Genomic DNA, 15,884 nt, shown 5'->3' with positions numbered 1-15,884 from the left:
GAATATGCAAAAAGCATTGGAGACGAAACGCTTGACGTTGTCTTATGGTGAAACAATTATTATTGATGAGCTGAACTTAGAAATTCCAAAAGGAGAAATTACAATTTTTATCGGTTCTAACGGTTGCGGGAAATCAACTTTATTACGTTCACTAGCCAGATTATTAAAGCCAACAAATGGTGATATTTTGTTAGATAATCAAGCAATTCAAAGTATGCAAACGAAGCAAATTGCTCGTCAAATGGCGATTTTACCGCAAGGACCACAAGCACCAGAAGGACTTACAGTATTACAACTTGTAAAGCAAGGACGCTATCCATATCAAACATGGCTGAAGCAATGGTCAGAAAAAGACGAGGAAATGGTACAGAAGGCACTTGCAGCAACAGGTATGACAGAATTTGCTGAGCGTGATGTGCATGCTCTTTCAGGTGGGCAGCGTCAACGTGCTTGGATCGCAATGACACTTGCACAAGATACAGATATCATTTTACTGGATGAGCCAACTACATACTTAGATATGACTCACCAAATTGAAGTGCTAGATTTATTATTCGAATTAAATGAAACAGAACAAAGAACAATTGTTATGGTATTACATGATCTGAATTTAGCATGCCGCTATGCAGATAACATTGTAGCAATTCAAGATAAACAAATATATGCACAAGGTAAACCTGAAGAAGTGGTAGATGAGAAACTAGTACGTGATGTATTCCGAATGGAGTGTCAAATTAGTACGGATCCGTTGTTTGGAACACCGCTTTGTATCCCTCACGGAAGAGGAAGACGTGTAGTTAAAGAAGTTGCTCAGGCAATGAGATAAAAAAACGATGAGTGAGTCATCGTTTTTTTTATTTGGTACAAGAAAATAAGAGGAAGAGAGGAATACGTAAGCGACGTTTATACTCTTCTTCATCTTGAAAATAGGTTGGATTTGGTGTAGCTTCTTTTAATGATGTAATGGTAAATCCAGCTTGCTGTAATAATGTGAAATACTCTTCCGTTGTACGATGATATTTAATAACTTCTTGGTCAATCCATGGTTCAACCCGTTTGCCTAGTTTAAAATAATCATCGCCGAGCCAACTCGTTCTTTTACCACTTGTTTGTAAGCTTTCAAATGAAGAAGTAATAACGGGATGTTGAACGCTAAAGGTAAAGGTGCCATTTGTTTTTAAAGTTTGAAACACATTTTGAAAAATGATATCAAGATGTTCAATATAATGTAAGGCGAGTCTAGAGGTTACTAAATCAAAAGTGGAAGAGGGATAGGTATAATCTTTGAGGTTTAAAAAATGAACAGATCCATTTTTATTTTCTAGTTGTTTTTTAGCTTTTCCATACATAAGCTCGGAGCCTTCAATGCCGGTGTAAGAGTAGCATCCCTTTTCTAATAATTCCGCACCAAACTTAGCATCACCACAGCCTAAATCGAGAATTTGTTTTCCTTGCACATGACCAATGAGCTGAAAGAATACTGGTTTTTCAATGGATTCATTTGGGCTATTTTCTCGGTATCTTCGTTTCATATATTGTTCGAAAAATGCTGTGTTATTGTATACATCAGATTCTGTAAATGCCATGTTTGAAGCCTCCCTAAATATTTTTTTAATTCTATCAAATATGAAAAGTAAATGATAGATTTATTGTAATGAATCATATATAATCTAGAATTGTAAGCGGTTACTTTAAACTATTTTTCTATAATAAATTCTGAAAACGTGTTAAGCTAGTAGAGGGATTATTAGAACTATTAAGACAATAATCCGCTTACATGAACGATGGGAGGCTTCACAATGTCTAGTAAAACACTTGCGAAATTTTTAGAAGAAAATTTAGAGGATTTAAAATCAAAGGGGCTTTATAACGTAATTGATCCGCTTGAGAGTTCGAATGGACCAATCATTACAATTGGCGGAAAAGAATATATTAACTTATCTTCAAACAACTATCTTGGATTAGCAACAGATAGCCGTTTGCAAGAAGCAGCAATTGGTGCTATTCATAAGTACGGTGTTGGAGCAGGGGCTGTTCGTACAATTAACGGTACTTTAGATTTGCATATTAAGTTAGAAGAAACAATTGCAAAGTTTAAACATACAGAAGCAGCAATTGCTTATCAATCAGGATTTAACTGTAATATGGCAGCGATTTCAGCTGTTATGGATAAAAATGATGCGATTCTTTCAGACGAATTAAATCATGCATCTATTATTGACGGTAGTCGTCTATCAAAAGCAAAAATTATTGTTTATAAACATTCTGATATGGAAGATTTACGCCAAAAAGCAATCGCGGCGAAAGAATCAGGTCTTTACAATAAATTAATGGTAATTACAGACGGTGTTTTCTCAATGGATGGAGATGTTGCAAAACTACCAGAAATTGTTGAGATTGCAGAAGAGTTAGATTTAATGACATACGTAGATGATGCACACGGTTCAGGTGTACTTGGAAAAGGTGCAGGAACTGTAAAGCACTTCGGTCTTTCTGATAAAGTTGATTTCCAAATTGGTACATTATCAAAAGCAATTGGGGTAATTGGTGGATATGTAGCAGGGAAACAAAACTTAATTGACTGGTTAAAAGTTCGTTCACGTCCATTCTTATTCTCTACAGCATTAACACCAGCTGATGCGGCAGCTTGCATGAGATCAATTGAAATCTTAATGGAAAGCACAGAGTTACATGATCGTCTATGGGAAAACGGTCGTTATTTAAAACAAGGGTTAAAAGAACTTGGCTTTAACATTGGGGAAAGTGAAACGCCAATTACACCTTGTATTATTGGGGACGAAGTATTAACACAAGAATTTAGTAAACGTCTAAATGAAGAAGGCGTATACGCAAAATCTATCGTGTTCCCAACTGTAGCAAAAGGAACAGGTCGTGTTCGTAATATGCCTACAGCAGCTCATACGAAAGAAATGTTAGATGAAGCAATTCGTAAGTATGAAAAAGTAGGGAAAGAAATGGGCATCATTTAAGTAACGACATCTTTTGAATAGCTTGCAAATGAGGAGTGGGGAAAATGAAAAAAATTCTAGTAACCGGTTCTTTAGGGCAAATTGGTTCTGAACTAGTAATGAAACTTCGTGATGTATACGGCGCATCAAATGTTATTGCAACAGATATTCGTGAAACAGACAGTGAAGTAGTAACGTCTGGTCCATTTGAAACGTTAGATGTAACAGATGGACAAAAACTACATGATATCGCAAAGCGTAATGAAGTAGATACAATTATTCATTTAGCAGCTTTACTTTCAGCAACAGCAGAAAAAAATCCGTTATTTGCATGGAATTTAAATATGGGTGGACTTGTAAATGCTCTAGAAGCAGCTCGTGAATTAAACTGTAAGTTCTTCACACCAAGTTCTATCGGTGCATTCGGTCCATCGACGCCAAAAGATAATACACCGCAAGATACAATTCAGCGTCCTACTACGATGTATGGGGTAAACAAAGTAGCAGGAGAATTACTATGTGATTATTATTATCAAAAGTTTGGTGTAGATACGCGCGGTGTTCGTTTCCCAGGTTTAATTTCTTACGTAGCTCCTCCAGGAGGCGGAACAACTGATTATGCAGTTGAAATTTATTATGAGGCGATTAAAAAAGGTGCATACACCTCATACATTGCTGAAGGAACGTACATGGACATGATGTATATGCCTGATGCTTTACAAGCGATCATTTCATTAATGGAAGCTGATCCAAGTAAGCTAGTGCATAGAAATGCATTTAACATTACAGCAATGAGCTTCGAGCCAGAGCAAATTGCAGCGTCAATTCGTAAACACATTCCGACGTTTACAATGGATTATGCAGTAGATCCAGCTCGTCAAACAATCGCTGATAGCTGGCCAAACTCTATTGATGCAACAGCAGCAATGAAAGAGTGGGGCTTCAAAGCAGAATACGATTTAGATAAAATGACAACTGACATGCTGGCTAAGTTAAAAAAAAAGCTCACAGCTGAGTTAGTGATGAATTAATAGGAAGAGTCGATTCTTAGGAATCGGCTCTTCATCATTTTTGGAGGGAGAGAAGTCTTATGCAGAGAGTTGATGTCGTATATGCACTAATACATGACGAAGAAACAGATAAAATATTAATGGTACATAATGTAGAACAAAACGTTTGGTCATTGCCAGGCGGGGCTGTGGAAAAAGGTGAAATATTAGAGGAAGCACTAATAAGAGAAGTGAAAGAAGAGACAGGTTTAACAGCTGCGTTAGGTGGACTTGTTGCGATTAATGAAAAATTATTTGAAGAATCAGGGAATCATGCACTATTTTTTACATTCCGAGCGAATGTAGTAAAAGGTGAACTTATTGCGGAAGATGAAGGTGAAATTTCTGCAATAGAGTGGGTGGATCGAACAATTGCGAATGAGCGCTTCCCATACTATGACGGAGGATTTGAATCTTTGTTAGAAGTAGCCATTCCATACAAGTTTCAACCAGAAACAAAGTAATTGAACGAAAAAACAGGAGCCACAAGGCTCCTATTTTCTATTCAATCGTCTTCAGTAATAATTTTTTCAGTAATGGTTTAATCTTCAATCGTAAATCTTCAGCGTGATTTGCAACTAAGAAGTGATGGTTATAAATGTTTTTCATCAATTGATAAGTTGCTTCTTTCGCTTCGCCTTCTTCGATGAAGATACCGATTACTTCCATACCACTTTTACGCGCGAGTTTAACAGCTTCATGCGTATCTAAAATTCCGTCTTGTTGATAGTCTAGCGCAGAAGGCTCACCGTCTGTGAAGACTAGTAAGAATTTATGTTTCTCAGGTCTTTTGGCAAGCTTTTCAGAAACGATACGAATAATATATCCGTCGCGGTTATCTTCTTCTTCACGAAGTTGCATAATTTCTGGACCGACGTTTGGTAACGTTGAGTTTTTATAATTTACAACTTCATGGATAACGTTCGGCTTATCTTCAGGTTTAGCGCTAGAGGCATCTTCCCAAAATCCGCTAATAGCGTGCGGGATTTTTAAAGATTTTAAAGCTTCATGGAATAGTACAACACTCTTCTTCGTTTCTTCCATTTTGTTATACATAGAACCAGAACAGTCAACTAACAGTTGGAATGCAACATCGAGTTCTTGTGACTCTTGTCCTTTTTTATAAAACATCCGCGGTTGTTTTTCGGTATAAATACGAAGGAATTTCTTACGAAGTCTGCCGTAATATTTATCACTATTCGCATTCGTTTTATTTTCAATCGTTTTTTCGATAATTTTCTTTAATTCTTTTACATCTTTATTGACGACTGATTTGATAGCTTGGTAATCTTTTTTCTCATCAATATTTACTTTGCGAGCTTCTTTAAATGTATGAGAAGCACCTACATTATACTTCCCATATGCACCGTCGTGCTGGCTAGAAGCGTGTGAAGCCCTTGCTTCTTCTGTATCAGCGCCATCAAAGTTGGATTGTGTACTTTTTTGAGAAGTACCTTGTACAGAACCAAGTGCTTGGTCGCCATCTTCTGATTCACGAGCAGTATCGCCCATCATGTTTGTTTTTGTTCCGCTTTCTAATTCAAAGCGTAAAAAGTTCTCGTTTTCGTTATTTTTATTTTCACGATGCCATGTGGAGAAACTTTCATCCATTTTGTTTTTATTTTCATCGTCATCTATAAGCTGCGTATCATCATTTGCTAAATCTTCGACGCGACAGTTCTTTTCGTCTGCAAGAACAGATAAGTAAAGTGGAGCATGTCCGAAATAGTTGTTAAGCATATCACTTTCAAGAAGCGCCTCTAAGCGATAGCGAATTTTCTCAACGATATACATAATATCTTCTGTATTACGTGCTTGGAATGCTTCATGTAAAATCGCTTCAATTTGCTCAAAATATTCATTATTAAACATTTCATATTTATCGCTCGTTAATGAAAGATAGCATAGGCAAAATAGACGATCACCGTGATAATTACGAACGCGGTTTATTTCATTTTGAGAGCCGAAATAATTGCGGTACATTTCTTTTCGGCGTTTAAAAATATGTTTCGTGCCAGGACGTAAGTTCTTTACGATTTCCTCAACGCGTAAATCTTCTAATAGAACAAATAATTGTGTTAAAAACTTTTTTAGGGGCGATTCTTGCAATTCAATCGCATACGAACGAATTAAAGTCATGTCCGAGTAATGTTTATTACCAAGTGCTTTTAAGAACACTTCGCTTTTTAATCCGATTACTGTATCTTCTTCTTTTCGATCATCCCAAAAGTGACTAATGACAACTTTCTTTTCAATTTCGTCGTAGTATGCTTTATAGCCATATTCAAGATAGGCATCGTCTTCTTTTAGAAGGGCATACATTAAGTTTTCCATTTGTAGAAACAGCGACGCATCAATTTTTTTGTCACTAAAAATTTGTCTCATAAATTATCCCTCAAAGAAATAACTTTCTGCTAATTCACGGACAGTCATTTGTTCTGTTTCATCATTAAGTTTTGCAATTATGCTTCGTTCAATCGCTCGCATAACAGGAATATATACACCTAAATCACATGCGTCGATAATACCACGAATACTTGCTGCTTCTTCACTTACACGTCCATCGCGAGCTAAAGGCATAAGGTCGCTTGCAAATGCAACAAACTTTTCAATTGTTGCAACATCATTTAATTTTGATTCTGCTAATAATAGTTCTTTTAATGTGTCACCTTGAATGTAAGGAACTTCAATAATAACGAAACGGTTTTTTAATGCTTCATTTAGTTCACTTGTTCCAACGTAACCTTCGTTAATCGCAGCAATTACACGGTATTCGTCATCACCGTATACAACCTCTTGTGTAAATGGGTTTGTGATCATTTTACGGTAATCTAATGCGCCGTGAAGTAGCGGTAAAGTTTCAGGTTTTGCCATATTGATTTCGTCAATATATAGGAAGTGACCGTTCTTCATTGCTTTCATAAGAGGACCGTTAACGAATGAAACTTCAGATGCACCATCTTTCGTTTGTAGTGTGTTGTATCCTAAAATACCTTCTACATCTAAGTCGACAGAGCAGTTAATGCTATGCATTGGTTTTTGGAATAAAGAAGAAAGAGTTTCCGCTAGTACTGTTTTACCACTACCAGTCGGTCCTTTTAATAGAATGTTCTTGCCAAGAAGAAGTGCTGTAATCGCATCTTCAATAATGCTATTATCAGACGCTTTATATATTTTCGTTCCGATTAAATGTGCATTTTCACCAGCTTCTTGTTTATTCTTTTCATGAATCGTAGAAAGCTGTTGTTTTAAATCAGAATGTATATGAAATTGTTCTAACATGTATTTCCCACCTAACATTATTTTCATAAAGTAATACATCTTATGATAACTTGTTTTAATATGGTATGCAAAGAAAAGGAAGGAGGATAAAGGGAAAAGAAAAAGCAATCAAGATGAAGTTGATTGCTTACAGTAAAGGAGAAATGAGCCTCATGAAAGACTCCAATATGCGTTTTTTTATACTTCTTTTTTGGAAAGAGTTCCATTTAATTTCAGTTGAATGTTTAAAGTCTTCTTCAAAATCACGTTTAATATCGTGAACTGTTTTTGATTCATAAAGTACGCTAATAATTTCGTAATTCAATTCAAAGCTACGTACATCCATGTTTGCTGTTCCAATAGTTGCAATTATATCATCAACGAGTACAATTTTTGCATGCATAAAACCATCTTTATAACTGTAAATAGAAGCACCAGCTTTTAAAAGCGGAGTGAAATAGGATTGAGATGCTTGATCACTAATGACGCTATCACTTTTACCTGGATATAAAATCCGTACATCTATTCCGGCAATTGCACTTAAGCGTAATAATGTTAAAGTTTCTTGATCTGGAATAAAGTAGGGTGTAGCAATCCAAATTGATTTTTTTGCAGAGCCCATAACAGCTAATAATGTATTACGAATACTTTTATAATCGGAGCTTGGTCCGCTGGCTACGATTTGAACAGCACCTTCTGCATTTGAAATCTCTTTACCTGGGAAGTATTGTCTATTCATGAATTGATCCCAGGAATAAGTATTTAAACCACTAGAGGCATAGAGCCAGTCTTCTAGAAAGATTGCTTGTAATTTATATAATGCTTTTCCTTCTATTTTTAAATGACTATCACGCCAAACAGGAAATTTCTTTGAACGACCAAGATATTCATCACCGACATTGAGTCCTCCGGTAAAACCAATTTCTCCATCTACAATAACAATTTTTCGATGGTTACGATAATTGACAGTTTCAAGTAACCAAGCTGAAAAAATAGGGTCAAATTCTACAATTTCAATCCCAGCTTCTTTCATAGGTTGTAAAAATCGTCTTCTTAACGTATTACTTCCAAGGCCATCATAAAGGAAGCGTACAATAACACCATCTTTTGCTTTTTGTATTAAAGCATCTCGAACTTTTGTACCAATTTCATCAGATTTATAAATGTAGTATTGAATATGTATATGATGTTTTGCCTGCTCTATAGCTCGCAAAATTTCTGAAAATGTTTGATCTCCGTTTGTTAAAAGTTTTGTAGTTGTTTTATCTGCGGCAGGACCGCCTCCAAATTTTTGTATGACTTCTGTTAAATGTAAGGAACGTTCATTTAGTGGGACTGTGAGTAATAACTCTAGTCTTCTTCTTTCTAATATTTCACGGAATAATTTTCTTTGTTCTTCTGAACGATGGAGATGTTTTTTTCTTCTCCAGCGGCTGCGTCCGAAAATAGCGTATAAAAGCACACCTATAATAGGAAGAAGTGCTAATACTAAAAACCATGCTAATGTACTTTGTGGAGATCTATTTTCTATAAAAATAACGAATGAAATTCCTACGATTGTGATGGACCATAGAGCACCGACAAATGTATATAACGAGATATACGATGTATTTAATAGGAACAGAACGATAGATACAATTGTAAATATTAATAGTAATTGAACGATAGGTTTTTTCATTTCTATATAATTCCCCTAATCTTTTTTCAATATAGACTTCTTAAATAGAAGATGTAATATGACATCTTTATTATAAGGTGTTTTGCTTTTTTTACAAAATATAGACATTTCACCTATACTTTCCGCATTTGTCCTACATACAGTGTACTATCCCATTTTTTATCCCACTCTTAACGCATATGAAAATGAAAAAATCGAAAAGGAGCGGAGAAACATGAATTATATAGAAAATAATGGATTGTATTATCGAAATCATCATCATGGAGGACACAATCATGGTGGGCACAATCATAACGGCGGACATCATCACCATGGAGGACACAATCACTATGATCACCATCATCATCACGGAGGCGGATGGGGCTGGGGTGGTGGTAGTTCATGGGGAGGCGGATTTTTCCCTGGAAGCTTTGCAGGAGGAGTGTTAGGCGGACTGACAGCGGGTGCATTAACAGGTGCAACAAGTGGAGGATATTATCCGGCTCCATATCCAGTAGCTTATCCATCACCATACCCTGTAACGTATCCAATGCCATACCCAGGTTATCAGCAAATACCATATTCGTATTAAACTAAAAAAGAGGCTATCCTCTTTTTTAGTTTAATACGGTATTTATTTATAAAATACTTCCAAAATTAAGGTGAAAATATGTTAATATTTTGTTATTGTAATTCAAAAACATATACATTGATGTAGAGTTTTATATTATTATTCGTGAATAGTTATGTAGTATGTTCTAATTTCTATTTCGTTATTAAAAACAAAGAGATCAGATGTGAGTGGTATTAGTTGGAAACAAGGCTTGCATAGAGCCACTTAAAGGGATTGCAGTATAATAAGGCGCGAAATAATTAGGGAGATGAGAAGCTACTAGTTATAATTGGAACGGTATAATATTGCTTTTTATTACAAATAATATTATGTTATTTTAATCGGTCTATTTAAAAAGATACTTTATGTAATGGGCTAGTATTAGAAAATGAAATATCTCTATTTCTATGAAGAGAAACAGGTTGTGTTTTAGTCAGATAGAAGCAAGGAGAGATGCGCATGCTAGAACAGAGAGGTCATGCATTATATGACTCTTCATTGCGAGATTTAAAGTTAGCATTAGATGAGTCTTCAATTGTTGCAATTACAGATCGAAAAGGTCTTATTACATATGTAAATGATAAATTTTGTGAAATCTCTAAATACAAAAGAGAAGAATTAATTGGAAAAGATCACCGTATTTTAAATTCAGGACATCATCCAAAAACCTTTTTTCAAGAATTATGGAAACGTATTTTGAATGGGAAAGTATGGACAGGTGAGATTCGGAATCGAGCAAAAGATGGTACATATTATTGGGTCAAAACAACAATTGTTCCATTTTTAAATGAAAAAGGAGAGCCATACCAGTTTATCGCAATTCGAAATGATATTAGTAGTAGAAAAGAAGCGGAACATAGATTGCGGCTAAGTGAAAGTCGTTATAGGGAGCTTGCCTATCATGATGCCTTAACGAGTTTGCCTAACCGTTTACAATTAATAACGACCGTTAATAAATTGATTGCAGATAAAAAAGAATTTGGTATGATTTACTTTGATTTGGACCGTTTTAAATTAGTAAATGATACGTTAGGTCATATGATAGGAGATTTACTTTTAAGCGAAGTTGCTTCAAGGTTGCATTATGTACTAGGAGAGAAAGATGTTCTGGCTAGGCTAGGTGGCGACGAATTTGTGCTGTTAACAAAAAATCATAGACAAGATGATATGAGTCAGTTAGCGACATCTGTGTTGTCATGTTTCCAGGCACCATTTATGCTTGAAGGCCATGAAGTATACATTTCAGCTAGTCTAGGACTTTGTTCTTATCCACAAGACGGACAAGATGTGGAAACTTTATTGAAAAACTCTGACTTAGCTATGTATAGTGCAAAAGAACAGGGGAGAAACGCTGCATGTTTCTTTACAGATGAGCTACGCGCGAAAATAAATCGTAGAATGAAAGTTGAGTTTGCTTTGCAAAAGGCAATTCGTGATGAAGAGTTAGATGTAGCATTGCAGCCTATTATTGATTTGAAAACGAAGAGATATTCTGGTATAGAAGCTCTAGTGCGTTGTATGACAGAAGACGGACCTATTTCACCAAGCGAATTTATCCCTGTTGCTGAAGAGTCTGGACTTATTATAAAGCTAGGAGACTGGGTATTAGAAAAGTCATGCCGATTGTTTAAAACATTGCCAAATTATCAAGAAGGACTAAAGTTATCTGTGAATTTATCTATACAACAATTAATGCAGAAACGTTTTATTTTGTCTGTACGTAGCATATTAAAGAGAACTGGTTTTCCTCCGAACCGTTTAATATTAGAAATAACGGAAAGCATTGCAGTTCGCCATTTTGATTATATTATTGCTACATTACAAGAATTAAGAAATATGGGTGTTTTAATTGCTTTGGATGATTTCGGAACTGGCTATTCTTCCTTATATTATTTAAAACAACTACCACTGGATATTGTAAAAATTGATCGTAATTTTATTCGTGAATTTCATTATGATCACGCACAACCAGAACGAACGATTGTAAAATCCGTTATTGAAATTGCTCATAGTTTAAATTTAGCAGTAGTTGCTGAAGGGGTAGAAACAGTAGAGCAAGAGAGTTTGTTACAATCAATGAGCTGTGATTATGTACAGGGATTTTATTATGCGAAACCTTTATCTGTAGGAGAGCTAAAAGAAAAGTTAATTACAGATTTTTAATAAAAAAGAGAAGCCAGCAGCTTCTCTTTATTTAATCCGTTTTTTGTGAGTCTTTCATTAGTACAGGATAAAGAATAAGACCTAATACGAACAATCCAATTCCTAAGAAGAACGTTTTTAAGTCAGCAGTTCCTGTTTTGATAACCCAAATTGAGTATACAAATGCTAATGTAGTGATGATCCCGTCCTTTATTCGAGAACCAGGCATTATATCATACGTTTCTCCTGTAATAACCAGTTTGAATTGGTACAGAGTAGAAACAAGGTATGGAATTAAATAGGCTAATGTTGCTACGACGATAGCGAAACTATACGCTTCTGAAACAGTACCAGAAATCGTTGAAAATAAGAAGATTTGCGTCATTACATTTGTAATTAATAATGATTTTGAAGGACTACCTTTTTTATTTGTTTTCCCGAAAAACTTAGGGAAAAGTCCATTCTTTGCTGCCTGGTAAGGTACTTCTGAACTAACAACAATCCAGCCAACTGTAGATCCAAATAAAGATATAAGAGCGAGTAAAGCCATTATATATGCACCTTTATTTCCAATTGCTAAATTTAATGCGTCTACTAAAGGTTTTTGAGACTCTTTTAAAGCATCTTGCGGAAGAGCTCCCATTGTAAGTAAGGTAATTGACATGTAAATAAGAAGAGCGATAATTAATCCGAAAATCGTAGCTTTTTTTACATCGCGCTGTGATTTTGCACGATTAGAAAGCATAACTGCTGATTCAATACCGATAAATGCCCAGAGTGTTGCAATAGCAGCTGAATTGATTTGTCCACCTAATGAGATTGATTGTCCTGCTTCATTCATAAAGGTTTGACCATCTCCGAAATTAGAGGCGTTGAAAATGAATAATGTAATTACAATAAACATTGTAAATCCGATAATTTTTGCAATGGTAGCAAGTAGATTCATGTTTCCAGCTCGATCAATATTTTGAGAAAGAATATATTGAATTCCCCACAGCATAAGGCTACATACGAGGAAAGTTAACCCTTTTCCGAGTTCCAGTGAAAATCCATTTATTGAAAAAAGAATTTGCTTACTTTGTAAAACTGGAAAGAATGTTGATAAATATCCAGCAAAGGAAATAATAACAGATGCTGTTGCAGCCCAGTTAGCAGCCCAATATCCCCATGCCATACTATATCCTGCAACTTTACCAGCTTTTTTTGAAGGAAACATCGCTTGAGCATAGCTTTGTGGTCCAGCTTTTAATTCTGGTTTCCGAATCGCTAAATTTCCAAATACAAGTGCAATCATAAATACGCCAAGGCCTGTAATACTCCATGCGAGTGTAGAACCCATTGGCCCTGATACTTGTGCTAAATTTGCTGGTAGCATAAATACGCCACCGCCAACCATATTCCCGATAACAAATGCTGTTAAAACCCATAATCCCCATTTTTTCGTTTCCATTTTTGTTAACTCCTTTGTAGTAAGTTTTGCTTAAACATCATTTTTTACTAGCTTTTTGACAATAAAAAAAGAGCCATGTAGATAAAAAAATACCTACATGGCTCTTTCGCCAAAGCGTAGGTACAACGGGAATAACCCTTGTACCTACGCGTAATTTTTCCGCTAGGTTTCAAGGGTTACGTATGATGATGATGTTTTTGTGCAAATGTAACTACAGTTGTTGTATAAGTAAGCATAGTTCTTTGCTCCCTTTCTCCTCTGATTTTGAAGTTAGTATACTACATGTTTTTTTGAATGAAAAGAAAAATATAAAAATTTTTATAAAAATACGTTTTAAAGATTAAATATTTACCTATATTTTTCTTGTACTGGAAAATAAGTGAGAGATTGGCAGAAGAGTGAAGCATGTTATAATACATATAGAATTAGAAGGTGACAAGGGGCTATTGTAGATGATGAGTAAGTATGAACAAATTTATACAGAAATCAGTAAATCTATTGATAATAAACAATTAAAAGAGGGATGCAAAATCCCATCAGAAACAGAATTAATGAAGCAGTATGAGGCAAGCCGAGGCACGGTAAGAAAAGCTGTAGATTTACTGCAAGAGCGTGGATATGTGCAAAAAATTCATGGAAAAGGTGTTTTTGTTTTAAAGCGAAAAAATATTGAATTTAATTTTGGCGGTATTGTAAGTTTCCAAGAAGAAAATGAACGTTTAGGACGTCATTGTATTACGGAAGTTGTGGAAATGGACAAAGAAAAAGCCACAAAAGAAATTGCGAAATTATTAAATGTAAAAGAAAAAACAGAGATTGACCATATTAAACGTGTACGAAATATTGATGGAGAAAAAGTAATTTTAGATATAAATCATTTTGTATCTGAGTTTATTCCAGGATTAACGAAAGAAATTGCAACTGCATCGATTTATAAATACATCGAGAAAGAGCTTGGGCTACATATTAGTTATTCGCAGAGGGTAATAGAAGTACAGCCATGTACAGAGGATGACAGAAAGTATTTAGATTTAAATGGAACAGACTATGTTGTCGTTGTGAAAAACTTTACACATTTGTATGATGGAAGTCAGTTTGAATATACAGAATCACGCCACCGTTTAGATATTTTTCACTTTTCGGATGTGGCACGCAGGAAGTAAAGAGGTGGAACAAAATATTGTTTCATCTCTTTTTTTATAAAAAAAACACAAACTCGTATATACGAGTGTTGACTAACTTATATATACGAGTTAATATGTAATTGTAAACGGTATCAAAAACAGAAAAGAGGGACGGGAATATGGGGAAAGACTATCGTAAAACAGCAGAGGAAGTGTTGCAGTATATTGGTGGGAAAGAAAATATTGAACAAGCTGCACATTGTGTGACGAGGCTCCGTATCGCTTTAAAAGATGAAAGTAAAATAGATAATGATAAATTACAGTCTGTTTCATTAGTGAAAGGAGCGTTTCATAACGCTGGTATATTTCAAGTTGTAATTGGTCCAGGGGATGTAGATCGTGTTTACGCTGAATTGATAACGCTTGCAGGTATGAAAGAATCGACTGTAGCTGACGTAAAAGACTCTGGAAATCAGAAGTTAAATCCAGCTCAAAAGTTTGTAAAAATATTTTCGGATGTATTTATGCCGATATTACCAGCAATCGTAACAGCTGGTTTACTAATGGGTATTAACAATCTATTAGGGGCAAAGGACTTATTTTTTGATGGGAAAAATTTATTAGATGTTTATCCGAACTTAGGCGGGCTTTGGGATTTAATTAATATGATGGCCAATACAGCATTCGTATTCTTACCAGCACTTGTCGGGTGGTCAGCAACGAAGCGTTTTGGTGGTAGTCCAATACTAGGGATTGTTATGGGATTAATGCTTGTGCACCCGGCCTTATTAAACGCTTGGGACTATGGAAAAGCAGCGACTGGTTTAGAGGGTCAAAAGATTGAGTACTTCAATATTTTAGGACTGTTCCAAATTGAGAAGGTAGGATATCAAGGACAAATTTTACCTGTTTTAGTAGCAGCATTTGTATTAAGTAAAGTGGAAATTTTCTTAAAGAAACATGTACCAAATGCAATTCAATTATTAGTTGTACCAATTACAACAATCGTTGTGACAGGTGTGTTAGCATTAGGAATTATCGGTCCGGTTACACGTCATATCGGAGATTTATTAACAGTAGGATTAGTAGGTGTATATGAAACAGTACCAGTAGTTGGAGCAGTATTATTTGGAGCATTATATGCACCGCTCGTAATTACAGGTATGCATCATATGTTTATTGCAATTGATTTACAATTGATTGCACAGCATGGAGGTACATTTATTTGGCCGATGATCGCTCTTTCTAACATTGCGCAAGGTAGTGCGGCACTTGCGATGTTCTGGATTTCTAAAAATCAAAATGATAAAAGTATGGCATCGACATCAGCCATTTCAGCATACTTCGGTATTACAGAACCAGCGATGTTTGGTGTGAATTTACGAAATAAGTTCCCGTTCTATGCAGCGATTATTGGATCGGCTATTGCAGCTATATTTATTACGTTAAATGGTGTATTAGCACCTGCTATCGGAATTGGCGGATTACCAGCATTTATTTCTATCATTCCGAAATCGATTCCAATGTTTATTGTCGGAATGATTATTGCAGTTGTAATCCCATTTACTTTAACATGGTTATTTGCAAAAAGAGTCAAACAGAAGTAGGAGGAAGTTAAA

The 15,884-nt window shown here is 35.4% G+C and carries 13 protein-coding genes; 8 read left to right on the top strand and 5 right to left on the bottom strand.

Features of this window, described 5'->3' with window-relative positions:
• Positions 1-4 precede the first annotated feature (4 nt).
• Positions 5-826: an ABC transporter ATP-binding protein gene (locus ACQRBL_RS03210; RefSeq protein ID WP_001167953.1), complete on the top strand. Its 822-nt coding sequence runs from the start codon at positions 5-7 to the stop codon at positions 824-826.
• A 28-nt stretch (positions 827-854) separates the two neighbouring features.
• Here the strand turns inward: ACQRBL_RS03210 and ACQRBL_RS03205 are convergent, their stop codons facing one another.
• Positions 855-1,586, bottom strand: coding sequence for a class I SAM-dependent DNA methyltransferase (locus ACQRBL_RS03205; protein WP_411996154.1), 732 nt, complete (start codon positions 1,584-1,586; stop codon positions 855-857).
• Between the two features lie 213 nt (positions 1,587-1,799).
• Between ACQRBL_RS03205 and ACQRBL_RS03200 the strand changes: the two genes are divergently transcribed.
• The 3 genes from ACQRBL_RS03200 to ACQRBL_RS03190 are packed head-to-tail and all read left to right on the top strand — an operon-like array spanning position 1,800 to position 4,482.
• Entirely contained in the window at positions 1,800-2,990 is a 1,191-nt protein-coding gene (locus tag ACQRBL_RS03200) for a glycine C-acetyltransferase (protein WP_000095906.1), read from the top strand.
• Between the two features lie 44 nt (positions 2,991-3,034).
• Entirely contained in the window at positions 3,035-4,000 is a 966-nt protein-coding gene (locus ACQRBL_RS03195) for an L-threonine 3-dehydrogenase (protein ID WP_000723149.1), read from the top strand.
• 59 nt (positions 4,001-4,059) lie between these two features.
• Positions 4,060-4,482 (top strand): NUDIX hydrolase, encoded by a 423-nt coding sequence (locus tag ACQRBL_RS03190; RefSeq protein ID WP_097822411.1) that lies wholly within the window; start codon positions 4,060-4,062, stop codon positions 4,480-4,482.
• A gap of 37 nt (positions 4,483-4,519) precedes the next feature.
• On the opposite strand, the gene ACQRBL_RS03185 is transcribed toward ACQRBL_RS03190, so the two are convergent.
• The 3 genes from ACQRBL_RS03185 to ACQRBL_RS03175 form a co-directional block, all read right to left on the bottom strand.
• Entirely contained in the window at positions 4,520-6,403 is a 1,884-nt protein-coding gene (locus ACQRBL_RS03185) for a vWA domain-containing protein (protein WP_001248842.1), read from the bottom strand.
• A 3-nt stretch (positions 6,404-6,406) separates the two neighbouring features.
• On the bottom strand, positions 6,407-7,300 hold the full coding sequence (locus ACQRBL_RS03180) for an ATP-binding protein (RefSeq protein ID WP_000892988.1): 894 nt from the start codon (positions 7,298-7,300) through the stop codon (positions 6,407-6,409).
• Between the two features lie 127 nt (positions 7,301-7,427).
• A complete protein-coding gene (locus ACQRBL_RS03175; RefSeq protein WP_411996153.1) occupies positions 7,428-8,957 on the bottom strand; it encodes a cardiolipin synthase in 1,530 nt (509 codons plus the stop codon).
• A 214-nt stretch (positions 8,958-9,171) separates the two neighbouring features.
• Here ACQRBL_RS03175 and ACQRBL_RS03170 point away from each other — a divergent pair, with 214 nt between their 5' ends.
• The gene (locus ACQRBL_RS03170; protein WP_001106406.1) at positions 9,172-9,528 is read left to right on the top strand and encodes a hypothetical protein; all 357 of its coding nucleotides are present in this window, start codon (positions 9,172-9,174) and stop codon (positions 9,526-9,528) included.
• A gap of 480 nt (positions 9,529-10,008) precedes the next feature.
• Positions 10,009-11,712, top strand: a complete 1,704-nt coding sequence (locus ACQRBL_RS03165; protein WP_078994591.1) for a putative bifunctional diguanylate cyclase/phosphodiesterase — start codon at positions 10,009-10,011, stop codon at positions 11,710-11,712.
• Between the two features lie 31 nt (positions 11,713-11,743).
• On the opposite strand, the gene ACQRBL_RS03160 is transcribed toward ACQRBL_RS03165, so the two are convergent.
• Positions 11,744-13,141, bottom strand: coding sequence for an amino acid permease (locus tag ACQRBL_RS03160; protein WP_000448446.1), 1,398 nt, complete (start codon positions 13,139-13,141; stop codon positions 11,744-11,746).
• 452 nt (positions 13,142-13,593) lie between these two features.
• Between ACQRBL_RS03160 and treR the strand changes: the two genes are divergently transcribed.
• A complete protein-coding gene (treR, locus tag ACQRBL_RS03155; RefSeq protein ID WP_000987242.1) occupies positions 13,594-14,304 on the top strand; it encodes a trehalose operon repressor in 711 nt (236 codons plus the stop codon).
• A 140-nt stretch (positions 14,305-14,444) separates the two neighbouring features.
• Positions 14,445-15,872: a PTS system trehalose-specific EIIBC component gene (gene treP, locus ACQRBL_RS03150; RefSeq protein ID WP_000513958.1), complete on the top strand. Its 1,428-nt coding sequence runs from the start codon at positions 14,445-14,447 to the stop codon at positions 15,870-15,872.
• Positions 15,873-15,884 lie beyond the last annotated feature (12 nt).

The sequence above is a fragment of the Bacillus sp. AF62 genome (genome assembly GCF_050312695.1).
In the GTDB taxonomy this organism is placed as follows: domain Bacteria; phylum Bacillota; class Bacilli; order Bacillales; family Bacillaceae_G; genus Bacillus_A; species Bacillus_A cereus.
The sequence above is the reverse complement of the archived record's forward strand: the minus strand, read 5'-3'. Positions and strand labels throughout refer to the sequence as shown.